Annotated in this window: 18 protein-coding genes; 3 read left to right on the forward strand and 15 right to left on the reverse strand. The window is 51.6% G+C overall.

Going from position 1 to position 23,403, the window contains the following annotated elements; all coding sequences use genetic code 11:
• Positions 1 to 92 precede the first annotated feature (92 nt).
• The 3 genes from QUF18_RS13400 to mtgA form a co-directional block, all read right to left on the reverse strand.
• Positions 93 to 1,277, reverse strand: a complete 1,185-nt coding sequence (locus QUF18_RS13400; RefSeq protein ID WP_289387735.1) for an acetyl-CoA C-acetyltransferase — start codon at positions 1,275 to 1,277, stop codon at positions 93 to 95.
• 315 nt (positions 1,278 to 1,592) lie between these two features.
• Positions 1,593 to 1,775 carry a 50S ribosomal protein L32 gene (gene rpmF, locus QUF18_RS13405; protein ID WP_022709922.1) on the reverse strand — a complete coding sequence of 61 codons (183 nt, stop codon included), beginning with the start codon at positions 1,773 to 1,775 and terminating at the stop codon, positions 1,593 to 1,595.
• Positions 1,776 to 2,032: 257 nt separating this feature from the next.
• Positions 2,033 to 2,758 carry a monofunctional biosynthetic peptidoglycan transglycosylase gene (gene mtgA / locus QUF18_RS13410; RefSeq protein WP_289387736.1) on the reverse strand — a complete coding sequence of 242 codons (726 nt, stop codon included), beginning with the start codon at positions 2,756 to 2,758 and terminating at the stop codon, positions 2,033 to 2,035.
• A gap of 215 nt (positions 2,759 to 2,973) precedes the next feature.
• On the opposite strand from mtgA, the gene QUF18_RS13415 reads away from it, so the two are divergent.
• Positions 2,974 to 3,894 carry a polyprenyl synthetase family protein gene (locus tag QUF18_RS13415; RefSeq protein WP_289387820.1) on the forward strand — a complete coding sequence of 307 codons (921 nt, stop codon included), beginning with the start codon at positions 2,974 to 2,976 and terminating at the stop codon, positions 3,892 to 3,894.
• Between the two features lie 59 nt (positions 3,895 to 3,953).
• On the opposite strand, the gene ispG is transcribed toward QUF18_RS13415, so the two are convergent.
• The 5 genes from ispG to QUF18_RS13440 all read right to left on the reverse strand — a co-directional run bounded on the left by ispG (position 3,954) and on the right by QUF18_RS13440 (position 9,953).
• Positions 3,954 to 5,225: a flavodoxin-dependent (E)-4-hydroxy-3-methylbut-2-enyl-diphosphate synthase gene (ispG, locus tag QUF18_RS13420; RefSeq protein WP_289387737.1), complete on the reverse strand. Its 1,272-nt coding sequence runs from the start codon at positions 5,223 to 5,225 to the stop codon at positions 3,954 to 3,956.
• Positions 5,226 to 5,342: 117 nt separating this feature from the next.
• Positions 5,343 to 6,536: an MFS transporter gene (locus QUF18_RS13425; protein WP_353074518.1), complete on the reverse strand. Its 1,194-nt coding sequence runs from the start codon at positions 6,534 to 6,536 to the stop codon at positions 5,343 to 5,345.
• A gap of 171 nt (positions 6,537 to 6,707) precedes the next feature.
• The gene (locus tag QUF18_RS13430; RefSeq protein ID WP_289387738.1) at positions 6,708 to 8,033 is read right to left on the reverse strand and encodes a TRAP transporter large permease; all 1,326 of its coding nucleotides are present in this window, start codon (positions 8,031 to 8,033) and stop codon (positions 6,708 to 6,710) included.
• Positions 8,030 to 8,644 carry a TRAP transporter small permease gene (locus QUF18_RS13435; protein ID WP_289387739.1) on the reverse strand — a complete coding sequence of 205 codons (615 nt, stop codon included), beginning with the start codon at positions 8,642 to 8,644 and terminating at the stop codon, positions 8,030 to 8,032. Before QUF18_RS13435 ends, QUF18_RS13430 begins: the two co-directional genes overlap by 4 nt.
• Positions 8,645 to 8,954: 310 nt before the next feature.
• Positions 8,955 to 9,953, reverse strand: coding sequence for a TRAP transporter substrate-binding protein (locus tag QUF18_RS13440; RefSeq protein ID WP_374807112.1), 999 nt, complete (start codon positions 9,951 to 9,953; stop codon positions 8,955 to 8,957).
• A 186-nt stretch (positions 9,954 to 10,139) separates the two neighbouring features.
• Between QUF18_RS13440 and QUF18_RS13445 the strand changes: the two genes are divergently transcribed.
• A complete protein-coding gene (locus tag QUF18_RS13445; protein ID WP_289387740.1) occupies positions 10,140 to 12,140 on the forward strand; it encodes a sensor histidine kinase in 2,001 nt (666 codons plus the stop codon).
• Entirely contained in the window at positions 12,137 to 12,736 is a 600-nt protein-coding gene (locus QUF18_RS13450) for a response regulator transcription factor (RefSeq protein ID WP_289387741.1), read from the forward strand. Before QUF18_RS13445 ends, QUF18_RS13450 begins: the two co-directional genes overlap by 4 nt.
• Positions 12,737 to 12,872: 136 nt before the next feature.
• Here the strand turns inward: QUF18_RS13450 and pyc are convergent, their stop codons facing one another.
• The 7 genes from pyc to livM form a co-directional block, all read right to left on the reverse strand.
• Positions 12,873 to 16,331: a pyruvate carboxylase gene (gene pyc / locus QUF18_RS13455; RefSeq protein ID WP_289387742.1), complete on the reverse strand. Its 3,459-nt coding sequence runs from the start codon at positions 16,329 to 16,331 to the stop codon at positions 12,873 to 12,875.
• 343 nt (positions 16,332 to 16,674) lie between these two features.
• Positions 16,675 to 17,793 (reverse strand): branched-chain amino acid ABC transporter substrate-binding protein, encoded by a 1,119-nt coding sequence (locus tag QUF18_RS13460; protein WP_289387744.1) that lies wholly within the window; start codon positions 17,791 to 17,793, stop codon positions 16,675 to 16,677.
• A 237-nt stretch (positions 17,794 to 18,030) separates the two neighbouring features.
• Positions 18,031 to 19,143: a branched-chain amino acid ABC transporter substrate-binding protein gene (locus QUF18_RS13465; protein ID WP_289387745.1), complete on the reverse strand. Its 1,113-nt coding sequence runs from the start codon at positions 19,141 to 19,143 to the stop codon at positions 18,031 to 18,033.
• Positions 19,144 to 19,445: 302 nt separating this feature from the next.
• Positions 19,446 to 19,790, reverse strand: coding sequence for a DUF6867 family protein (locus QUF18_RS13470; RefSeq protein ID WP_122006325.1), 345 nt, complete (start codon positions 19,788 to 19,790; stop codon positions 19,446 to 19,448).
• A gap of 194 nt (positions 19,791 to 19,984) precedes the next feature.
• On the reverse strand, positions 19,985 to 20,716 hold the full coding sequence (locus tag QUF18_RS13475; RefSeq protein WP_374807155.1) for an ABC transporter ATP-binding protein: 732 nt from the start codon (positions 20,714 to 20,716) through the stop codon (positions 19,985 to 19,987).
• A complete protein-coding gene (locus QUF18_RS13480; protein WP_289387747.1) occupies positions 20,716 to 22,008 on the reverse strand; it encodes an ATP-binding cassette domain-containing protein in 1,293 nt (430 codons plus the stop codon). The genes QUF18_RS13475 and QUF18_RS13480 overlap by 1 nt, the downstream gene beginning before the upstream one ends.
• Positions 22,008 to 23,402, reverse strand: coding sequence for a high-affinity branched-chain amino acid ABC transporter permease LivM (gene livM, locus QUF18_RS13485; RefSeq protein WP_289387748.1), 1,395 nt, complete (start codon positions 23,400 to 23,402; stop codon positions 22,008 to 22,010). The genes QUF18_RS13480 and livM overlap by 1 nt, the downstream gene beginning before the upstream one ends.
• Between the last annotated feature and the right edge of the window lies 1 nt (position 23,403).

A 23,403-nucleotide genomic window follows, 5' to 3' on the forward strand; every position in this document is an offset into this window, starting at 1 on the left:
GCTAAGATGCTAACGCATCACGCCTTGAAAAAGTTCAATCGCCACTCGGGCTTAACCAAAACCCCATGAGTCATACTCATGGGGTTTTGGTATCAGTCGCGCTCAACACAGAGCGCAACCCCCATACCGCCACCGATACACAAGGTCGCCAGACCTTTTTTCACATCACGGCGCTGCATTTCATAGAGCAGCGTGGTCAGAACACGCGCACCGGATGCCCCGATCGGATGACCAATCGCAATCGCACCGCCATTCACATTCACGATGGCCGGATCAAGTCCCAGTTCACGGGTGACGCAGCAAGCTTGTGCGGCAAAAGCCTCATTGGCCTCAACCAGATCAAGATCCTTCACCGTCCAGCCAGCTTTCTCCAGCGCCTTGCGGGACGCCGGAATAGGCCCTGTGCCCATCACAGCAGGATCAACACCTGCTGTTGCCCAGGATACGATACGCGCCAGAGGCTTGATACCACGACGCTCCGCTTCCGCCTCGCTCATCAAGACTGTTGCTGCAGCACCGTCGTTAATGCCGGAGGAATTGCCCGCCGTAACTGTACCTTCCTTGTCAAAAGCCGGACGCAGCTTTTGCAGTGCCTCAATCGTGGTGCCGTGACGGATATATTCATCCTCGCTCACAACCACCTCACCCTTACGGGTTTTAATGACAACAGGCACGATCTCATCTTTAAAACGACCGGCCACTTGCGCAGCCTCAGCCTTGTTCTGGGACGCAAGCGCGAAATTGTCCTGCTCTTCGCGGGTCAACTGCCAGCGATCAGCAATATTCTCTGCTGTTACGCCCATAGGATAGCCGTGGAAAGCGTCTGTCAGACCGTCTTTCATCATGGTGTCGATCATTGTCAGATCGCCCATTTTGGTACCTGAGCGTAAATACGCACAATGCGGCGCCATCGACATTGATTCCTGACCACCGGCAACAATCACCGATGCATCACCATTGGCAATCTGCTGTAGCCCAAGCGCTACCGAGCGCAAGCCCGAACCGCAAAGCTGATTGACGGCAAAGCCGGTTGTTTCGATCGGGCAACCGGCGGCGATCGCGGCCTGACGCACCGGATTCTGCCCCTGCCCTGCGCTCAAGACCTGACCAAAAATCACTTCATCAACATCAGCAGCGGCAACACCGGCGCGCTCCAGCGCAGCCTTAATCGCAGTTGCGCCAAGCTCATGGGCAGGCACATTGGCAAAAGCGCCATTGAATGAACCAACCGGCGTGCGCGCCGCGCTGGCAATAATGACTGATGTTTCTTTGCTCATCACAGGTACCTTCCTCACATCCCAATCCGGCCTGTTTTCCGCATCAATACGGATCCGGCTTTTCCCCACTATAACGTCAGTTACAAATGATGCTGGTACTAATTGCGATCAAGGTTCTGAATTTTTCGCATCACCCATGGCTGGAACAGAAAGCCAGAACCACTGTTTTGCGACTTTCATACCAAAAACCACGCGTTTCATGCGCTTCATGGGATACAGGTGATGCGCTGCGGGAATAAGGCATTCCGCAAAGTACAAATAAAAAAAGACCGGCTAAAAAGCCGGCCTTTTTAAATAGCTCCAAGAAAAGCGAAATTACGCTTCCTTTGGCTCCAGAACCTGACGGCCACGATACATACCGCTTTTCAGGTCGATATGATGCGGGCGACGCAGTTCGCCGGAGTTCTTGTCTTCAACATATGTCGGAGCCTTCAGCGCATCAGCAGAACGACGCATGCCGCGCTTCGAAGGGGAAGTTTTTCGTTTAGGTACAGCCATGGATTCTGCTCCAGTGATTAGTCAATCGAATGTCCGGTGCCTTAAGACAAGGCTGTCACATCGGACATTGTTCCGGAAAGTTTTGCTGCCTATACACGCTCAAACGTCTTTTGACCAGCAGGACACGCATTTTTTTTATGCAAATCCTGATTTACCGGCTTAAAACCTGCTTAGAAATGTATTTCAGTCGCCGCTCTATAACACCATTTTTGTACAAAGAACAAAAATTTTCGCAATTTTGCAGGATTTTTCCTGATTTATTGCACGCAGCCGACATAAGCACCGCTTTGACGGGCTCTGTTTTCAACAATACGCGAAATTCGCACCATTCCGCGGCTTGGCTTAGACGCATCGCGGAGAATCGGATTCGGCAATGTCACAGCCAGATAAGCCGCCTGCCGTGCTGTCAGTTTAGATGCCGGACGCTTGAAATAATGCTGCGCGGCCGCCTCAACACCATAAATCCCATCGCCCCACTCTACGATATTGAGATAAATCTCCATCATCCGGCGCTTAGACAGAATCAATGAAGCACCTTGCGCCAGCGGAAATTCCAGTGCTTTGCGCACATAAGAACGCCCGTTCCAGAGAAAGAGATTCTTCACAGTCTGCATCGGAATAGTCGAAGCCCCACGGCTTGGCTCTCCGTCACTGCTCAACACCAGCTTCAACTGATTCCAGTCGATACCGTTATGACTGCAAAACTGCCCGTCCTCGGACATCATCACGGAATGTACCAATACCGGCGCAATATCTTCCAGCGGCACCCATTGACGCTCATAGCCTTTCAGCGTCACCAGATCTTTAATCATCAGAGTGGACACAGGATGCACAAATGGCAGCTTATAAAGCAAAAGTAACGCAAAGGGTGCGATCGCAAACATAATCAGCCCGCGCTTCACCCACCACCACCATGATCGGGCGCGAACAGGGTCAGCCAGATAGCTGGTTCCGTCTTCCTTATGAATGACAAGTTTTGTCATTGCGCCCGCGTTCTCTCCGTTATCTATAGCTTCGTTACTGCACAATTTCAGCAAATTGAAAAGCTAGTCCTGCAGGACATATCAGTTTTCAGAAACTTTTTATTAATAAAAAGCATTTTGCACTGGTTCTGCACGACTTCCGAGACAGAAATTTCATATTGAGCCAACCGGACAGGAGTTGATTAATGCAGACGAATGGTTCATGCCCTAGACCCATGAAAAACGATCACGACATTTCCGGTTTCGGCCAGCGGCTGGCAATCCATGCCGCATCTGTTGAACAATTGCTGATCTCATTGCTGGATGAGCGTTCGCGTGTCGGAGAGGTTATTCGTCCGCCACGTCTGATGGCAGCTATCCGCCACGGTGCATTGAATGGCGGCAAGCGGCTGCGTCCGTTTCTGGTTACAGAAGCTGCCCGCCTTTATGATGCTGACCCGCAGGCTGCCATGCGCGTTGCCGCGGCTCTTGAATGTATCCATTGCTACTCGCTCGTTCATGACGATCTGCCGGCCATGGACGATGATGATATGCGCCGTGGTCAGCCGACAGTGCATAAAGCCTATGATGAAGCCGCAGCGATTCTCGCCGGTGATGGCCTTCTGACCTATGCTTTCGATATTATCGCTGATGATGCGACCGAACTATCGGTAAAAACCCGTCTTGATCTGGTGCTGGCTTTGTCGCGTGCTTCCGGTATTGGTGGCATGGTTGGTGGTCAGGCGCTTGATCTGATGGCCGAAACGGCCAGTCCTGATGAGGCCGAAATCATCACACTGCAAGCAATGAAAACCGGTGCGCTGATCCGCTTCGCCTGTGAAGCTGGCGCCATTATCGGCAATGCCAGCGCAGATGAGCGTGAACGCCTTGCAGAATTCGGCTCGGCTATTGGTCTGGCTTTCCAGCTTGCGGATGATCTGCTGGATGTCACCGCCGATGCGGCCACAATGGGCAAAGCCACAGGCAAAGATGCTGCCGCAGGCAAGGCCACCCTTGTTTCACTCCATGGCGTTGACTGGACAAAGAAACAACTGGCCGGTCTGGTTGCACAGGCAGAAGACCTGCTCGCACCATTTGGGGAAAAAGGGCAGGTTCTCCGAGAAGCCGCACATTTTATTGCATGGCGCGAGAACTGAATTCAATAAAAACCGCAATAAAAAAGCTCTCATATTTTATGAGAGCTTTTTTATTATTCTTATTCTGCAGCTTCCGGCTTTTTCGCACCGAGCCCGTAGCGATTTTCGATATAATCGGCCACCATTTTCTGAAAATCTTCAGCAATTGCCGGTCCGCGCAATGTGGCGACTTTCTTGCCATCTACAAAAATCGGTGCGGATGGTGTTTCACCCGTGCCCGGCAGAGAAATACCAATATCTGCGTGTTTCGATTCGCCAGGCCCATTAACGATACAGCCCATCACCGCAACAGACAGACCTTCAACACCCGGATACTTTTCGCGCCAGATCGGCATATTGGTGCGGATATCATTCTGAATGGTCTGCGCCAGTTCCTGAAACACTGTCGAGGTGGTGCGACCGCAACCCGGACAGGCAGCAACAATCGGGATAAACTGACGGAAGCCCATCACCTGCAACAATTCCTGCGAGACCTGCACCTCGCGGGTACGATCACCGTTCGGCTCCGGTGTCAGAGAAATACGGATTGTATCGCCAATCCCCTGCTGCAACAGAATACCCATGGCAGCAGACGAGGCAACAATCCCTTTGGTGCCCATACCGGCTTCGGTCAGTCCCAGATGCAGCGCATGATCGCAACGCTTGGCCAGTTCCGCATAGACAGCAATCAGATCCTGCACCTGACTGACCTTGGCAGACAGGATGATCTTGTCGCGTGGCAGACCGATCTCTTCGGCCAGATCAGCAGAAATCAACGCAGACTGAATAATCGCCTCGCGCATCACTTCCTGCGCGGTCAGCGGTGCGCCTGCTGCCTGATTGCGATCCATCAAAGTGGTCAGCAATTCCTGATCCAGTGAACCCCAGTTCACACCAATACGCACCGGCTTGTCATAGCGGATTGCCATTTCAATAATTTCGGCAAACTGCTTGTCTTTTTTATCTTTGAAACCGACATTGCCCGGATTGATACGGTATTTCGCCAGTGCTTCCGCACAGGCCGGATGGTCTGAGAGCAACTTATGACCAATATAATGGAAGTCACCGATCAGCGGCACATTCAGGCCGAGGCGCTCAAGACGCTCACGGATTTTCGGCACCGCAGCAGCGGATTCGTCACGGTCAACGGTAATGCGTACCAGCTCGGAACCGGCATGATGCAGCGCTGCGACCTGTGCAACGGTGCCGTCAATATCCGCAGTATCCGTATTGGTCATGGATTGCACAACCACCGGCGCGTTACCACCAACGATCACGCCGCCGACATTGACCCCGACAGATGTGCGGCGGGCAAAGGGATGGGCATAATAGTGGAGATTATCAGAAGCCATAATCGTACAATCTTAAAATAGGTCAGGAATGTTTCGGTTCAATCTTGCTACGCAACCGTCACGGAACAGCGAATGCACCGCAATTGTGACAGTCTTACAGCAGGTCTTGCAAAAACTCTATTCTCTTTTCTGGTCTGCAGCGCTTGCGAGCGGCGAAAGCATGAATACCACGATCAGCATTAATGCCAGCACCATATAAACCGGCCCGAAACCGACATGCCCGCCAATAAAACCGATCAATGAGGGAGCCACCAGAATACCGGAATAGCCCATCAATGTGACGACACTTAACGCCGTTCCTGCGTGGATACCGCTCTGATTGCCCGCTGCGGAAAAGATAATCGGAACGATATTCGCCACACCAAATCCTGCAATCGCAAAAGCCAGAATTGCTATCCACGCATGTGGTGCAAAACCGCTGACAAACAAGCCCAGTGCGGCAATAATGATCGACACGCGGAAGGTACGCACCGCGCCAAACCGGTTGCGCACACCGTCTCCGAGAAAACGCACCAGCGCCATCGTCGCTGAAAAAGCCGCATAGCCATAACCGGCCGTGGTCAGATCAGCCTCGAAAGCCTGCTGAATATACACCGCCGCCCAATCTAGCACAGCTCCTTCCGGCACCATAGCAAACAGCGCCATCATACCGATCAGATAGATCACCGGCTGATCCGGCAGGCGGAAGCGGATTTTCTCACTGCTGTGCGGCTGACGGTCAATCACCATCTTAGGCAGCGCAATCAGCATGATGATACCGGCAATGATACTCACCAGCACCGCATGGCTGATCGCACCCTGATAGCGCAGAAAAAGCCCGCCCAGCGCACTACCGGCAAAACCGCCAAGGCTCCAGAAACCATGGGAGGAAGACATCAGCGCACGGCCAAGTGTTTTTTCCACGGCAACGGCATTGGCATTCATCGCCACATCCATGCCGCCGAAAAAGGCACCCAGCAAAAACAGTGCCGGTACCGCGAGATAAAGATTGCTGGTGAGCGAAACTAAAATCAGCCAGAACGCTACGCCGACGGCAAAAGCTTTGGTCACCCGATCTGAGCCATAGCGCGCCAATAAAGGCCCGCACAATCCCATCGCCGCCAAAGCGCCAAGGCCAAAAACCAGAATGAGCAAGCCGAAGACACCCTCAGATACACCGAGACGGCTCATCATCAGCGGAATATGCAATGCCCAACTGCCGGTCACAAAGCCATTGGCAAAAAAGGCACCGGCCACTGCCCAGCGATAATATTTCAGACCGGCATCGCTAACGGATACCTGTCCTGTGCTGATCCCCGCATCTCCGCTCACAAAACCGCTCCATCAGGTTCAGACATGAGTTCAGGCAAATATGCCCGCTTTCTGAGCATTTCACACGCATCCGAAATCAGCGCAAGTGTACAGCTGTCGCGTCACAGAATTTTTACAACAAAACAGGCGGCACAATGGCCGCCTGTTTCAATGATTGAAAGCTCAAACCTGCTATTTCATTCCCAGCATATGCGGCAACCAAAGCGTGATCTGCGGCACATAGGTAATCAGCCCCAGGAATACCAGTGTCGTAATAATCCACGGCAGGGTCGAGATTGTCACCGCTGTCAGCCCCATTTTCGATATGGACGAGGCCACATAGAGATTGAGCCCCACCGGCGGTGTACAGAGCCCGATCTCCATATTAACGATCATCATTACACCGAAATGCACCGGATCAACACCGAGTTTCACCGCAATCGGATAAAGGATCGGCGCCATAATCAGCACCACAGCCGACGGTTCCATCACCATACCGATCAGCAGCAGAATGATATTCACCATCAACAGGAAGCCGATAACACCAAAGCCCTGCTCAACAATCCACGCACTCATCTGCTGCGGAATTTGCTCCGAGGTCAGAATGAAAGCGAACATCACCGCATTGGTAATAATATAGAGCAGCATGGCGCTCATCGCCGCCGATGACAGCAGCACACGAGGCACTTCACTCAGTTTGATATCTTTATAAACAAACACCGCAATCACAAAAGCATAGACCGCAGAAACGGCTGCCGCTTCGGTCGGTGTGAAGATCCCGCCATAAATACCGCCCATGATGATGACAATCAGCATCAGCCCCCAAACGGATTCACGAAATGCCTGCCACCGCTCATGCCATGCAGCACGCTGCATTCGCGGATAGCCGTTTTTCCATGCGCGCCAGATGGTCGTGCCGCCAAGCATAAAAGCCAGCATCAGCCCCGGCACCACACCGGCCATAAACAGCGTACCGATTGAGGCCGACATCACCGGCGCACCATCCGGTCCCGTCACCACCATGCCGGAGGTTGCCACCGCATACATCACCATTACAATCGACGGCGGAATGAGAATGCCAAGCCCGCCGGATGTCGCAATAACGCCCGTACCGAATTGCGGCGGATAGCCCTGTTTGACCATGGCCGGTATCAGGATGGAACCCACAGCCATAACCGTTGCCGGTGAGGAACCGGAAATCGCCGCGAACAGAGAACAGGCAGCCACAGCGGCCAAACCCATGCCGCCATACCAATGGCCAACCATAGAGGTTGCAAACCGGATCATCCGTTTGGCCACCCCGCCATGGGTGAGGAAGTTACCGGCAAGAATGAAAAACGGGATCGCCATGATCTCGAATTTTTCAATACCGGTGAACAGCTTCAGCGCGATTGAATCCATCGGAATGGAGGTAAAGGAAAACAGAAAGGTAAAAACTGTCAGACCCAGCGCAATGGAAACCGGCATACCGGTGACCAGCAGCAGCGCAAGAATTAAAAAGATGATCAGAGCGGTCATCGGAATTCCTCCGCTTCTTCCATACCATCCACATGACCATGGTCATGATGAACGATTGTACCGGTTGTCAGATAGAGCCACATTGCCTGTACAAAGCGGAAGCACATCAGTGCCGAACCAAGCGGAACCGCCAGATAGACAATCCACATCGGCATTTCGAGATCAGCAGAAATCTGGCCGGTTTTGGAAATGTGCCAGACGAAATCCGCACCGATCCATGCAACAATCCCCGTGAACAAAATACAGGCCAGAAAGGCGATGATAATCATCAGGCGTTGATTTTTCGGTGACATGCGTTCAACCAGCACATCCACGCCGACATGGATGCCGATGCGCACGCCGTAAGCGGCTCCGAATTTCGCCATCCATACAAACAGATAGATACAGGCTTCCTGCGCCCAGGTCAGATTAATGGAGGCCAGCCAACGGAAAATACTGCGGGCATAGACCTGCAGCTCAGGATAATTATTGGCGCGTGTCCACGACAAAAAATCCGCGGCAACGCCAATAGAATAACGGTGAGCAACCGCCACAAAGATCAGCACAACGGCTGATGCGATCAAAAAAGACAGCAATATTTCTTCGAAGCGGTCGAGGATACGCAACACCATGGGATGCTCCTCAGATGAGACAGCACCGTTTGATGGTGCCTGTGTTTGTCAAAATTTGCGCACAAAACATCCGTCGCAGTGGCAAGCAATGCGCGCAACAGTGAAGAAAAGATAAGACGGGAATATGTGCCTGCCCTGAGCACCATCGTCAGGGCAGGCAAGCCCGCTGCAAAAAAGGGGGACTTTGCAGCGGAGTCCTTGAGAGGATTAGAGCGCCGTGTGCCAGATTTGGCACACAAAGGTCGCTCTAACACTTTAGAAGTAGAGCATAATTTTACCTTAAACTGATCCAAGTTTAAGGAATTATGCTCTAGTCTTTCATTCCCACGGCTTCATAAACCTGTTTAATCAGGTCTGCGCCCACACGGTCAGCCATTTCCGTATGAACAGGTTTGAGCGCCTCAACCCATTCTGCTCGTTCTTCCGGTGTCAGATCGTAGAATGTTGTTGTCCCTGCCGCTTTCATCGCAGCCAGTGAATCGTCATTTTCTTTCTGGGCAATTTCGTTGGCATAGGCGGTTGATTCCGTCATCGCTTTATCAAGCTGACCACGCACATCTTCCGGCAGACCTTCCCAGAAGGCTTTATTGACGATCACCGCATAGCCCAGATAACCATGGTTCGAGACCGTGGCATGTTTCTGCACTTCATGCATTTTCTGGGTATACATATTGGATGGCGGATTTTCTGTGCCGTCCACAACGCCGGTCTGCAAAGCCTGATACACTTCCGAAAAAGCCAGAACCTGCGGCACTGCACCCAGCGCTTTCATCTGCGCTTCCAGAATTTTGGACGACTGAATACGCATTTTCAGACCGAGAAAATCATCCGGCACATGCATAGGGCTGTTTGCCGACATCACTTTGAAGCCGTTATCCCAATAGGCAAGACCGATAATCCCTTTGGCATCCAGCTTGTCGAGCAGCGCACGGCCAACCGGACCATCGGTGATTTTGCGCAGATCATCATAGTCTTTCATGATGAAAGGCAGATCGAACACTTCAAATTCACGCACACCGAGCGGACCGAATTTTGCGAGTGACGGTGCCAGCATCTGCACAGCACCAAGCTGCAGAGCTTCCAGCTCTTCTTTATCCTTGTAAAGCTGAGAATTCGGATAGATCTCAACCTTCACTTTGCCTTCGGTATAGGCTTCAGCCAGTTCCTTGAACTTCTCTGCGCCTTTGCCCTTTGGCGTATCCGGTGCCACAACATGGCTGAATTTGATGGTAATTGCCTGTGCAAGCGCGGTTGAGCTCACACCAAAAGCGAGCATTGCAGCAAGACCGGCAGTTGTCAGAAATTTCATTGAGCGGCCCTCCCAAGCCTGCATAAACTCCCCCACGGAGTAAAAATCCAGATAAAACCCTTAAAAGGAGTGAAGCCGTAATTCTATTGTGGAAACCCACAGTATTTCTATTGTGGTTTACCACAGGCATAAATGCATGAAACTGGTAATGCTTATAAATATCATTCAGGATACCCGAACGATCACATGAGATTTCAGCGCGCAGTAAAAAATCCGCAAGACAGCAACAAAGGCCGGTCAGGCTTTCGCATAGCTGTGCGTGACTATACGCTGATTATCCCCCTGCTCGCGATCCTGCTGATTGTGACCCTGATCGTCGCCCTGATCTGGATGACCTCGCGCGACAACCAGTCTGAAACTGAAAAGAAACTGACAACCGACGCTTTATGGGTTGAGCAATATCTGCGCTTTCAATTGCAGACTTTTGAAACCGAATTGCGTGATCTCGGCGTCGATATTGAACGTGATGCACAGCAAACGGATAATTTGCGCACCAAAGCTCAGCATCTGATTGCGATCCACCCCGAGCTGATTGATATCAGCTGGTTTGCACCCGACGGCAATCTGCTGGAAAGCGCACCGCCCGGACTTAATGTTATTGCCGATTATAAACCGGCATTGGCGGAGCACAGCCGGTTGTTCGGTAAGCCGGTTTACTCCCCGCCGCGCCATACCAGCGAAGGCTGGGTCGTTGATATGGTGGCACCGGTCTATACGAATAACCGCTCTGCCGGCACGCTCTGGATCATCATCTCGCTGGACAGATTACTGTCGCGCAATGTGCCGTGGTGGGTTGCCGGAAAATATCAGGTATCGCTCACGGATTCCGGCGGCGATCCGCTGATTTCCAAATCGAGCATTATGCCGACCAATGATCAGGCACGGCATACGATCTCATTCGACCCGCCGCTTAACGGCACTTATATCACCGTTACCCCTTATCAGAGCCAGCCGGCCATCGGCCCGATTGTGATCTCTGCGGCGATTATCGGCCTGACCATTCTGGTGATTATCAATCTCTGGATGGCCTATCGCCAGAATCGGCGCAGAGCCGCTGCCGAACATGCTCTGCGCACCGAATATGCCTTCCGGCAGGCGATGGAAAACTCCCTGACCATCGGTATGCGTGCCCGCGACCGCGACGGCCGGATCATCTATGTGAATCCTGAATTCTGCCGCATGGTCGGTTACGACGAAAAACAGCTGATCGGCATGATGCCGCCACATCCTTACTGGGCACCGGAAATTATGTCCGAAGGAATTCAGCGCCAGAATGATATGCGCAGCACCGGTATTGCTCCTCATGAGTTCGAGACACGTTTTATCCGCCCCGATGGTAAGCTGATTGATATTCAGGTCTATGAAGCACCGCTGATTGATGCAGATGGTATCCATATCGGTTGGATGGGGTCACTCGTTGATGTGACAGAGCGGAAAAGACTGGACGAAGCCCGCCAGACCGAGGCGGAAAAACTTCAGCATAATGCCCGCCTGATTACCATGGGTGAAATGGCTTCTACACTGGCACACGAGTTGAACCAGCCGCTGGCGGCAATTACCAGCTATGCCACCGGCAGTCTCAACTTGCTGAAATCAGGTGCAATACAACCGGACGATCTGACCAGCGCCCTGCAGAAACTCTCCGATCAGGCACAGCGTGCCGGCACGATTGTTCACCGTGTCCATGATTTTGTGCGTAAGCGGTCTGTGACACAGGAACACCATGATCTGCGCAAAATCCTGCAGGATGCCACCAGCTTTATCAGCACGGATATGACCAGAGGCGGCGGACGCATTGATATGAAACTGCCGGATGCACCGGTGCCGGTGCGTGCCGATGCCGTGCTAATCCAGCAGGTTTTGCTCAATCTGATGCGCAATGCCCGAGAGGCGGCGGTCGGCTTGCCCCGTAACCGGCAGGTCTTGCATATTGTGCTTGAAGCCAGCCACAGTGAAGCCGTTGTCATCATCACTGATCACGGTCATGGTATTCCTGAAGGCATGGAGAATGAGATTTTCACGCCTTTCATTTCCTCAAAATCCGAAGGGATGGGCATGGGATTACCGATCTGCCGCTCCATCCTCGAATCCCATAAAGGCCGACTCTGGCTGCTGGCAACACCGAATAAACAAGGCGCCAGTTTCTGCCTCTCGCTGCCGCTGACCTCCCAGGAAACACGATCATGACCGTTCACATTGTTGATGATGATGAGGCAATCCGCGACAGCCTGTCATGGCTGTTTCGCTCGCGTGGCGTGGGCGTTGTCACATGGCCGTCCGGTGAGGCTTTTCTGAAAGACTGGACGCCGGATTTGCAAAGCTGCATCCTCTTGGATATGCGGATGGAAGGCATGTCCGGCCTTGAAGTTTTTGACAAGTTAATCAGCCTGCAAGCCCGCCAGCCGGTGATTTTTCTGACCGGTCACGGAGACATTCCACTGGCTGTAGAGTGTCTCAAACAAGGCGCTGCGGATTTTCTCGAAAAACCGTTCAACGATAATAATCTGGTCGATCGTGTCTTGGATGCCCTGCATAAAGCTAAAGAACGCGCTGCCTCCGACCGCCATCGCGACGAATTACGACGTAAACGCGCACAGCTCTCCCCGCGTGAGAATGAAGTATTGTCAATGATCTTAGAAGGTCTGCTCAACAAACAGATTGCCGACAGACTGGAGATTACAGTGCGCACAGTTGAAGTGCATCGCGCCCATATTATGGAAAAAATGGATGCCCGTAATGCCGTTGAACTGGCACGCCTGATCAGCTTCACAGAACAGAATTAGAGCGGCAGAGTTTAGAGCGCATCCCGAAAAGTGTGAAACGGTTTTCGGACAAGATGCGCGTCAAATCAGAGTGTTAGAGCGCCGATCTGATTCAATCAGATCGAAACGCGCTCTAAATACTCTGCCGATCTGAAATCTATGCGTAGATAATCAGCAGGTCTTTCGCATCGATCTGATCACCGGCACGCACCAGCACCTCTGCCAGCACACCATCGCGCTCGGCATGGATTGCTGTCTCCATCTTCATTGCCTCAATGGAGAGCAGCACATCACCAGCCTTTACGCTCTGCCCGCTGACAACCGCAACAGTTGAAACAATGCCAGGCATCGGCGCGCCGATATGTGCTTCATTGTTCAGTTCTGCTTTACGCTTAGCCCCTTTACCGGTACCGCGTGTGCGATCCGGCACTTTGATACGGCGTGGCTGACCATTCAACTCAAAGAACACGGTTACCATGCCCTGATCATCAACATCGCCCAAAGCCTGATTGCGGATAACCAACGTCTTACCGCGCTCAATCTCGACAAAGACCTCCTGCTCCTGTGCCAATCCGTAGAAATAAACTGGCGTCGGCAGTACACTTGTCGGGCCATAAAGGGTCTGTGCACCGGCAAAATCAGTGAAGACTTTCGGATACATCAGATAGGACGCAAATTCCTGATCGCTGACTTTGCGCTCTAATTTTTCCTCAAGTTGTTTGCGCTCGCTTTCAAGATCAGCCGGTTGCAACAACGCACCCGGACGGGTTGTGAACGGCTTTTCGCCTTTCAGCACTTTGGTCTGTAAATCTTTCGGCCAGCCTGCCGGTGGCTGGCCAAGATCACCGCGCATCATTGAAACAACAGAATCGGGAAAGGCAATATCCTTGGCCGGATTGGTCACATCGGCAGTCGTTAAATCCTGACTGACCATCATCAGCGCCATATCACCCACCACTTTGGAAGACGGCGTGACTTTGACAATATCGCCGAACATCAGGTTCACATCCGCATAGGCTTGTGCCACCTCATGCCAGCGGCTTTCCAGCCCCAGTGAACGCGCCTGTTCTTTCAGATTGGTGAACTGTCCGCCCGGCATTTCATGCAGGTAGACTTCCGAGGCAGGGCCTTTCAGGTCGCTTTCAAAGGCGGCATATTGATTGCGTGCCGCTTCCCAATAGAAGGAAATTCGGCGGATCGAAGCCGGATCAAGCTGCGGATCGCGCTCGCTGCCAGCTAAAGCTTCCACAATCGAGCCGAGGCATGGCTGCGAGGTATTACCGGACAAAGCATCCATTGCCGCATCCACCGCGTCCACGCCGCTCTCCACTGCCGCCAGCACCGTTGCCGCCGCAATACCGGATGTATCATGGGTATGGAAATGGATCGGCAGATCGGTTTCCTGCCGCAAAGCCGTAAACAATGTGCGGGCAGCCTGCGGCTTCAACAGCCCTGCCATATCTTTAATGGCAATAATGTGCGCACCGGCTTTTTCCACCTCTTTAGCCAGTTTCAGATAATAATTCAGATCATATTGCGGGCGCGCCGCATTCATCAGATCACCGGTATAGCAAATCGCCGCCTCGCAGAGTTTGCCCTCGCTCAGCACCGCATCCATCGACACGCGCATATTCTCAACCCAGTTGAGACTGTCAAACACGCGGAACAGATCAATGCCGCCACGTGCAGCTTCACGCACAAATTGCGTTACCACATTATCGGGATAGCTCTTATAACCCACGCCATTGGCACCGCGCAGCAGCATCTGCAACAGCAGGTTCGGCGCACCGTCACGCACCTTGCTCAGCCGCTCCCATGGATCTTCAGTGAGAAAGCGCATCGCCACATCAAAGGTCGCACCGCCCCAACACTCCAGAGAAAACAGGTTCGGCAGCAAACGGGCATAGGTTTCGGCAATTTGCGCAATGTCATAGGTACGCATACGCGTGGCGAGCAAAGACTGATGCCCGTCCCGCATCGTCGTATCTGTTACCAGTACCCGCTTTTGCTCACGCATCCATTGCGCAAATTTCTGCGGCCCCAGCTCTGCCAGTTTCTGACGTGTGCCGCTCTGAATTTCTCCGTCCGGTACATAAGGCACTTTCGGTGCCGCCGCATTAGCTGCAGGCATTGCACGCCCTTTGGTTTCCGGATGACCATTAACGGTCACATCAGCAATATAGGTCAGAAGCTTGGTCGCACGATCCTGCCGTTTCACATGCTCAAACAGTTCCGGCGTCGTATCAATAAAGCGAGTCGTATAGTCATTGCTGCGAAATTTCGGATGCGTGATGATCGCTTCCAGAAAGGTCAGATTGGTCGATACACCGCGAATACGGAATTCGCGCAGTGCGCGATGCATACGCAGTATTACCTCTTCCGGCGTCGATGCCCATGCCGTTACCTTCTCCAGCAACGGATCATAATAGCGAGTGATGAAAGCGCCGGAATAGGCTGTGCCGCCATCCAACCGGATGCCGAAGCCGGTTGCCCCGCGATAGGCGGTAATCCGTCCGTAATCCGGAATGAAGTTCTGCTCCGGATCCTCCGTGGTGATACGGCATTGCAAAGCATGACCACGCAGCACAATCTTGCTCTGCTCCGGCACACCGGATTCCGGCGTGCCGATTGCAGCACCTTCCAGAATGCGAATTTGTGCTTTGACAATATCAATACCGGTGACCTCTTCTGTCACCGTATGCTCCACCTGAATGCGCGGATTAACCTCAATGAAATAGAACTTGCCCGTAGTGACATCCATCAGGAATTCTACAGTTCCTGCACCGATATAATGGGTGGCATTCGCGATTTTCAGCGCATGATCGGCCAATTCCTGACGCTGTGTATCATTGAGATAAGGTGCCGGTGCGCGCTCAACCACTTTCTGGTTACGTCGCTGCACAGAGCAATCGCGCTCAAACAGATGCACTGCATTGCCATGGGTATCGCCGAGAATCTGCGCTTCCACATGGCGTGCTTTTTCGACGAGTTTTTCCAGATAAACTTCATCTTTGCCGAAAGCGGCTTTGGCCTCACGCTTGGCCTCAATCACCTCACGCGCCAGATCTTTCGCCTCGCGAATAGCACGCATACCGCGCCCGCCACCGCCCCAAGAGGCCTTGAGCATCAACGGATAGCCGATACCGTCCGCAATTCTGCGAATTTCATCCATATCCTCCGGCAGCGGATCGCTGGCAGGCACCACCGGCACACCAACTTGCATAGCGAGATTGCGTGCCGCCACTTTATTGCCGAGGCGGCGCATTGTATCGCCTTTCGGACCGATAAAGATGATGCCATTCTCGGCACAGGCATCGGCAAATTCGGGGCTTTCTGAAAGCAAACCATAGCCCGGATGAATGGCATCAGCACCGGACAGTTTGGCGACGCGGATCACTTCCTCAATTGAGAGATAGCTTTCAATTGGCCCCAGATCACGCTGTAAATGGGGGCCGCGCCCGACCTGATAACTCTCATCCGCCTTAAAACGATGTAATGCGAGTTTATCTTCCTCTGCCCAGATCGCCACGGTTTTCATGCCAAGCTCATTTGCAGCGCGGAAGACGCGGATAGCAATTTCAGAGCGGTTCGCGACAAGAATTTTATGGATAGGCAAAGCAGATCTCCCTCACTGCAAAACACCAGAGCGCCATGTGCGGAATCGCATTCATTGCCTCGCTCTGAATTCTTTTAATTGCGTATGTTCACAGACGCATAATACGCCCGTTTAACTGCGACATGCTTAGATGAACCACCACTCATCGTTCCCGTGAAGAGCAGTGGAAGATCGCTGCATACTGAAAGTTTTTTTTGTGAAAGAACAGTGAAAATGCGACGGAAAATAACAATGCCCGACATAAGTGCCGGGCATTGTTACAAACATTATTCCAAAGTATCAGAGCCATTTCTGCGAAAGAGAATATTTTTCTAAATTCATAGAAATACTCTGACTTCAGGAATTATTTTTTCTGGAAGTAGTTATACTTACCATCGTCGCCTTTGCGCCATTCGAACATGACATAAGGGGAAAGATTCGGATCGCCCTTTTCATCATAGGAGAGATCGCCGAGGGCTGTCTTGAACGGACCCTTTTCCTTCATGGCTGTTGCAACGGTCATCGGATCATTGCTACCGGCAGCATTCGCGGCGGCAGCAAGCGACTGAACGGCTGCATAGGTATAGAAAGTATAGGCTTCCGGTTCAAAACCTTTGTCACGGAACTGCTTAATCAGTTCAGCATTCGCCGGATCTTCACGCGGATCAGGACCGAAAGTGTTGAGCACACCGGCAACCGCATCACCGGCAATCGAAGCCAGTTCATTGGACACAATACCATCGCCGGAAATGAACTGTGCTTTCAGTCCCTGATCACCCATCTGACGGATAATCAGACCGGCTTCCGGATGCAGGCCGCCCCAGTAAATAACGGTAATACCATCGCGTTTGAGCTTGGCGATCAGCGCGGAATAATCCTTTTCGCCGACATTTACGCCCTCATAGGCGGTTTCTTTCAAGCCAAGATCATTCATTGCTTTTTTGGTGCCGTCGGCAAGACCCTGACCATAAGGTGTCTTGTCATGCACAATCGCAATTTTTCCGTCTTTAAAGTTTTCGACGATATATTTCGCAGCAGCGATACCCTGATTATCATCGCGGCGGCAGGTGCGGAATGTATTCCACAGGCCACGATCCGTATAAACCGGATTGGTTGTACCAGGCGCGATCGCCAGAATACCATTTTCTGCATAAACTTCAGAGGCAGGAATACTCACGCCCGAATTGAAGTGGCCGATAACAAACTGCACGCCATCCGCAGCAAACTTGTTGGCAACCGACATGCCCTGTTTTGGATCCGAAACGTCATCACCATAAACCAGCACGATCTTTTCGCCGTTCAGACCACCTGCAGCATTCACAGCTTCCACGGCTGCTTCCGCACCGTTTTTAATCTGTGCGCCATAAGCAGCACTGCCACCTGTTAAAGGTGCACCAACGCCAACCAGAATGTCTGCCCATGACGAACCGCTAAAGGCAAGCATTGCTGAAAGTGCAACACCACAGAACAGAGACTTTTTCATATTTCCTACTCCCATGAATATGACCGGACACGACAGTTTTTGTGTCCGGTATTTTTCCCGTCGGAATCAGCTTCCGGCAGAATTTTTTTGAACAATTCCGGCTTAAGCCATGAGCCTAAGCTTCGATATTGCTCGTAGCCTTACAGCTGTCTCATGCGAACAGGCCGCTCTGTCAGCGCCACCATTTCGCTAAAATGAGACCGGACTAATCCGGTCTCATCGCTGTTTTGAGCCGGCTTATTGCTGAATGTAAGTGAACTTACCGTCAGCGCCTTTTTCCCATTTATACATGACGTAACCCGGCAGTTTCGGATCACCTTTTTCATCATAGGAAAGATCACCGAGAACGGTTTTAAAGGTTCCCTTTTTCAGTTCCTTAGCGATGGTTTCAGGATCGTTGCTGCCAGCGGCTTTGGCAGCCCCTGCGAGCGACTGCATAGCTGCGTAAGAATAAAGCGTATAAGCTTCAGGCTCGAAACCGGCATCGCGGAATTTCTTCACCAAATCCGCATTGGCCGGATTGTTGCGCGGATCAGGGCCAAAGGTATTCAGCGTGCCTTCCACTGCATTACCGGCAATCGAAGCCAGTTCATTGGAGACGATACCGTCACCGGAAATGAACTGTGCTTTCAAACCCTGATCGCCGAGCTGACGGATAATCAGGCCAGCTTCCGCATGCATACCGCCCCAATAAATGACGCTGACACCTTCCTGCTTCAGCTTGGCAATCAATGCGGAGAAATCTTTTTCACCGACATTCACGCCTTCATACAGGGTTTCTTTCATCCCCGCAGCATTGAGTGCTTTTTTGGTTTCATCAGCCAGCCCCTGACCGTATGGGGTTTTGTCATGAATAACCGCGATTTTTGCGTCTTTGAATTTTTCCGCAATATATTTACCGGCAACGGTACCCTGCTGGTCATCACGGCCACAGGTACGGAATGTGTTCCACATGCCGCGATCCGTATAAACCGGATTGGTCGCACCTGGTGATATTTCCAGAATACCGTTTTCCAGATAGACTTCAGAAGCCGGAATGGTCACACCGGAGTTGAAGTGACCAATGACAAATTTCACGCCGTCTGCCGCAAATTTATTGGCGACCGAAATACCTTGTTTCGGATCAGACACATCGTCACCGAGAGTAAAGGTAATCTTTTCGCCGTTCAGGCCACCTTCGGCATTAATAACCTCTGCCGCAGCTTCAGCACCTTTTTGGATTTGAAGACCGTAAACGGCATTCGGGCCGGTTAACGGTGCCCCGATACCAACAACGATATCCGCAAAAGCCGAGCCGCTGAAAGCGACAAGAGACGATAATGCAACGCTGTATAATAAAGCTTTTTTCATAAAAACTACTCCCATTCCAATGATTTTTTTCAGAAACTGTCTGCGAAAGAGCAGCTTCCTTTATTTATTAAATCCGGAAAATCCGCGTTCATGCCAAAGGCAATTCCGATGATCCGCCGTTCATTTTTTATGCAATCATTCAGCAGAAACCGGTTTCCCGGGCAGTCTGTGCCGGAGGCAATCTCCGGCAGGTATCACAATCCCCGCTTTGTTCCCGTGAAGCGGACATTGTAATTTCATGAGCGTTCCAGAATTTAAAATACGGATCGGGAACGCCGTTATCAAAGTTCTAAAAGTCTGTTTTATTTAGACTTATAGGAGAAAGGTGACGTTTGCTCGTAGAGCCAGCTATATTGGCGAACCATCTTCTTGACCTTGGTAAACCGATAACCAAGCGTACCGATAACAGCCAACACAACCAGATCGACCAGATAATAGTGCAATGACAGAAGCGTGCCTTCAAACATCGCATAATGGATGAAGCGAACCATTGCCGTTAAAGGTAGAAGATAAAGCAGAAACATAGCGTAAGGACGCCATGTCTGAGCGCAGGCGCGTCCTGTCATCCATGCTGCCCAGCCACCCAGAATACAGGTGATCAGCAAAAACAGCCAGAATGACGGCTCTTCATAGAGAATGCCTTGCATAATAAGTCTCCCGAATTCACCGGATATCAGTGTGATAATTCCGGTCAGTACAGTTTCAGAAGAAAGACAGCACCACAACGGCCATTATATCTGCCGGATTGATGTCTGTTGTCGCCTCCGCTCTTCTGAAACCGCGTTAAACTGCATAAGAAACCGCAATGAGTGCGATCAGGCATCGGCCTGATCTCCTCCCATCAATGACGGCCACCCTCCAGATAGGCTGCACGCACTTCCGGATTGGCCAGAAGCTCTTTTCCGCTGCCGCTCATAGTGATCACACCATTGACCATCACATAACCACGATGGGCAAGTTTCAGCGCACCGAAAGCATTCTGCTCTACCAGAAACACTGTGAGACCCGTTGTGCGGTTCAACTCTTTGATCGCCTCAAAAATCTGTTTGACGATCAACGGCGCCAGCCCCAGTGACGGCTCATCCAGCATCAGCAATTTCGGCCGTGCCATCAATGCGCGGGCAATAGCCAGCATCTGCTGTTCACCACCAGACAAAGTACCGCCACGCTGATTGATGCGCTCTTTGAGACGTGGAAACAGATCAAACATCAGTTTCACATCTTCATCAAAATATTTCTGATGATCAAGACTGGCACCCATTTGCAGATTTTCCATCACACTCATGCGCGGGAAAATACGCCGTCCTTCAGGAGACTGCGCAATACGCAGCTTTGCAATCTCATGTGGCGGCATTGTTGTAATATCTTTGCCGTCAAAGATTATGCGTCCGGTACGGGCACGCGGCGTACCAAAAATTGTCATCATCAGTGTTGATTTTCCGGCACCATTCGCACCGATCAGCGTGACAATTTCACCAGGTTGCACAGTCACATCCACGCCCTTCAGAGCGCAAATATTGCCGTAATAGGTTTCAACCTTATCAATTACCAGAAGCGGGTTCTGAGCCTGCATCATTTACCCCCCTCAGTTTTTTTACTTGAAGCTTTATCTGCCGGTGTTCCGTGGCTGGATGGCACTTTTCCAGATTCAACACGTGCTGAAAATTCCGTTGCCTCACCTTGAGACAATTGCTGCGCCTGTCCGACCCAGTCTTCACGGGTGATACGGCCATCAAAGCTTAAATATGTTTCGGCCAGTACGATATCTGCCTCTGTCCAAAGTGCGATCTGGTCAAAGTGAAAGATACCATGGGCATTGAGCCTGGTTTCATTCACGCTGCCAATGCCTTTAATGAGCGTCAGATTATCAGCGGCACCATTGCGTGGAGCCTCAAGACCACCAGCCAGACGATCCGCTGACACGGCATCTGATGGTTCAACATCAGCAAGCTGCGTTACCAGCTGATCGACAGAGCCGATTTCACCATCTGCGCCTTCAATAATATCCGTAATTTCATCATCATCAACGCCGAGATAGGCAGCGATAACTTTCGGATCATTCTGCACAAAATGCGGAGCACCGTCAGAGATTTTAGTCCCATATTCGAGCACAATCACATGGTCGGAAATTTCCATAACCACCGACATATCATGCTCAATCAGCAGAATAGATGTCCCTGTCTCGTCACGAATATCCAGCAGTAACTTATTCAGCTCTGCCGATTCACGCGGATTAAGACCAGCCGCCGGTTCATCAAGACACAGCATTTCCGGCCCTGTACACATGGCACGGGCAATTTCCAAACGACGCTGATCGCCATAAGGCAAATCACCCGCCGGATCATCTGCACGATGGATCAGATTGATCTTTTCAAGCCAGACACGCGCTTTTTCAATCGCTTCTTTGGCTGCTGTTTTATAGGCAGGAAAGCCCAGCAATCCGAGGAATGTAAAGCCGGATGAGACCATCAGTGGATTGTGCTGTGCCACCAGAAGATTTTCCAGAACAGTCAGACCTGTAAACAGGCGGATATTCTGGAATGTGCGGGCAACTTTGGCTTTCTTGGTGATCATGAAATCCGGCATCCGTTCCAGCAGAAACTTATCGCCATTTGGATGATGCATTGTCACCATGCCGCCTGTTGGTTTGTAAAAACCGGTCAGGCAGTTGAACACCGTGGTTTTTCCGGCACCATTTGGTCCGATCACGGCAGTGATCTCACCGCGTTTAGCCTCAAAACTTAAGTCATTAATCGCAACCAGACCACCGAAACGCATGGAAAGATGCTCGACCTTCAGAATGGTATCGGCGCTATGTGTTTTTTTACCAAGTTGAGAATTTGCCATTATTGTTGTCCCCGCCATCAGCCATGTCCTTCCTTGGTAAAGGAGCCGGATACCAGCTTACGCTCGTTCAGGAAGGCGCTTGGTTCACGATGTCCGACGAAACCGCGTGGTTTCCAGACCATCACCACAACCATTGCCAGACCAAAGATCAGCATACGATAGAGTTCAGGCGTAAAGCTCTGGCCAAAAATGGCTTTGAGAAAGGAAAGTTCACGCAGAATTTCCGTGCCACCAATCATAACAATTGCAGCAATTGCAATCCCGATCAGCGAGCCCATTCCGCCGAGAACCACAACAGCCAGAATAACTGCGGATTCAAGGAACACAAAAGACTCCGGGCTGACAAAGCCCTGACGTGCGCCGAAAAACGCACCGGCGAAACCGCCGAACATCGCGCCGGTGGCGAAAGCTGTCAGCTTGGTCGTGGTGGTATTGATACCCAGCGCACGGCAAGCGATTTCATCTTCACGCAGCGCTTCCCACGCACGGCCGATCGGCATACGACGCAGACGAATTGTGACCCATGCAGTCAGCAGAGCAAGCAGAAGAATGATGTAATAGAGGAAGATTTTATAATGGGCTGCGGAAAACTGCAGGCCGAAAGTCGCGGCAAAACCATCAGGCCCTGCTTTGAACGGAATACCAAAGAATGTTGCTTTGGCAATGCCGGAAACACCAAAGGTTCCCTTTGTCACGGCCGTCCAGTTTATCAAAACAAGCCTGATAATTTCCCCGAAAGCCAGTGTCACAATCGCAAGATAGTCACCTCGCAAACGTAGCACTGGGAAGCCGAGGATAATTCCCCAGAATGCTGCAAGAATACCGGCAACCGGCAACAGCGTCCAGAAAGACAGACCAAAATAAGAGGACAGCAAGGCGTAGGAATAAGCGCCCACGGCATAGAAGGCTACATAACCGAGATCCAGCAGACCGGCGAGACCGACAACAATATTCAGCCCCCATGCCAGCATAATATAGATCAGAATCTGAACACCAAAATTATCGACCCATTTGAGCGAGCCCTGAAAACCGAGCGTTGCAACAATCAGCACCGGATAGATAAACAGGAACAGGATCGCGAGTTTCGAGAAGTTTTTGCGGAAAAAGGAAACATCGCCGCTTGCTGTGACGTGTTTCTCAGCCTTTGCCCGCTTGGCCATATAAGGCACAAGAAACGCACGATGCAGGAAGCGGCCAACACCAGACAAAGCAACCAGTATGAACAGCAGTCCCCAGCGCTGAACCAGCACCAGCTCATTATTGATATTCTGTTCGGTTTTGAAACCGACAATCAAAACAAACAGACCAAAGGCGAGAATTGCCGCAATGATACCCTCACGGATGCCCGCTGCAAAATCTGATGGTGCAGCTTTCGGCGCAGTCACTGAAGAAGTTTGAAAAACATTAGCCATG

The sequence above is a fragment of the Pseudochrobactrum kiredjianiae genome, assembly GCF_030362795.1.
Classification (GTDB): Bacteria; Pseudomonadota; Alphaproteobacteria; order Rhizobiales; family Rhizobiaceae; genus Pseudochrobactrum; species Pseudochrobactrum kiredjianiae.

Bases quoted from the DNA above. Each gene is read 5' to 3' on its own strand.
- QUF18_RS13400 (WP_289387735.1), bottom strand. From the start codon at position 1,277: ATGAGCAAAGAAACATCAGTCATTATTGCCAGCGCGGCGCGCACGCCG.
- rpmF (WP_022709922.1), bottom strand. From the start codon at position 1,775: ATGGCTGTACCTAAACGAAAAACTTCCCCTTCGAAGCGCGGCATGCGT.
- mtgA (WP_289387736.1), bottom strand. From the start codon at position 2,758: ATGACAAAACTTGTCATTCATAAGGAAGACGGAACCAGCTATCTGGCT.
- QUF18_RS13415 (WP_289387820.1), top strand. From the start codon at position 2,974: ATGAAAAACGATCACGACATTTCCGGTTTCGGCCAGCGGCTGGCAATC.
- ispG (WP_289387737.1), bottom strand. From the start codon at position 5,225: ATGGCTTCTGATAATCTCCACTATTATGCCCATCCCTTTGCCCGCCGC.
- QUF18_RS13430 (WP_289387738.1), bottom strand. From the start codon at position 8,033: ATGACCGCTCTGATCATCTTTTTAATTCTTGCGCTGCTGCTGGTCACC.
- QUF18_RS13435 (WP_289387739.1), bottom strand. From the start codon at position 8,644: ATGGTGTTGCGTATCCTCGACCGCTTCGAAGAAATATTGCTGTCTTTT.
- QUF18_RS13440 (WP_374807112.1), bottom strand. From the start codon at position 9,953: ATGAAATTTCTGACAACTGCCGGTCTTGCTGCAATGCTCGCTTTTGGT.
- QUF18_RS13445 (WP_289387740.1), top strand. From the start codon at position 10,140: ATGAGATTTCAGCGCGCAGTAAAAAATCCGCAAGACAGCAACAAAGGC.
- QUF18_RS13450 (WP_289387741.1), top strand. From the start codon at position 12,137: ATGACCGTTCACATTGTTGATGATGATGAGGCAATCCGCGACAGCCTG.
- QUF18_RS13460 (WP_289387744.1), bottom strand. From the start codon at position 17,793: ATGAAAAAGTCTCTGTTCTGTGGTGTTGCACTTTCAGCAATGCTTGCC.
- QUF18_RS13465 (WP_289387745.1), bottom strand. From the start codon at position 19,143: ATGAAAAAAGCTTTATTATACAGCGTTGCATTATCGTCTCTTGTCGCT.
- QUF18_RS13470 (WP_122006325.1), bottom strand. From the start codon at position 19,790: ATGCAAGGCATTCTCTATGAAGAGCCGTCATTCTGGCTGTTTTTGCTG.
- QUF18_RS13475 (WP_374807155.1), bottom strand. From the start codon at position 20,716: ATGCAGGCTCAGAACCCGCTTCTGGTAATTGATAAGGTTGAAACCTAT.
- QUF18_RS13480 (WP_289387747.1), bottom strand. From the start codon at position 22,008: ATGGCGGGGACAACAATAATGGCAAATTCTCAACTTGGTAAAAAAACA.
- livM (WP_289387748.1), bottom strand. From the start codon at position 23,402: ATGGCTAATGTTTTTCAAACTTCTTCAGTGACTGCGCCGAAAGCTGCA.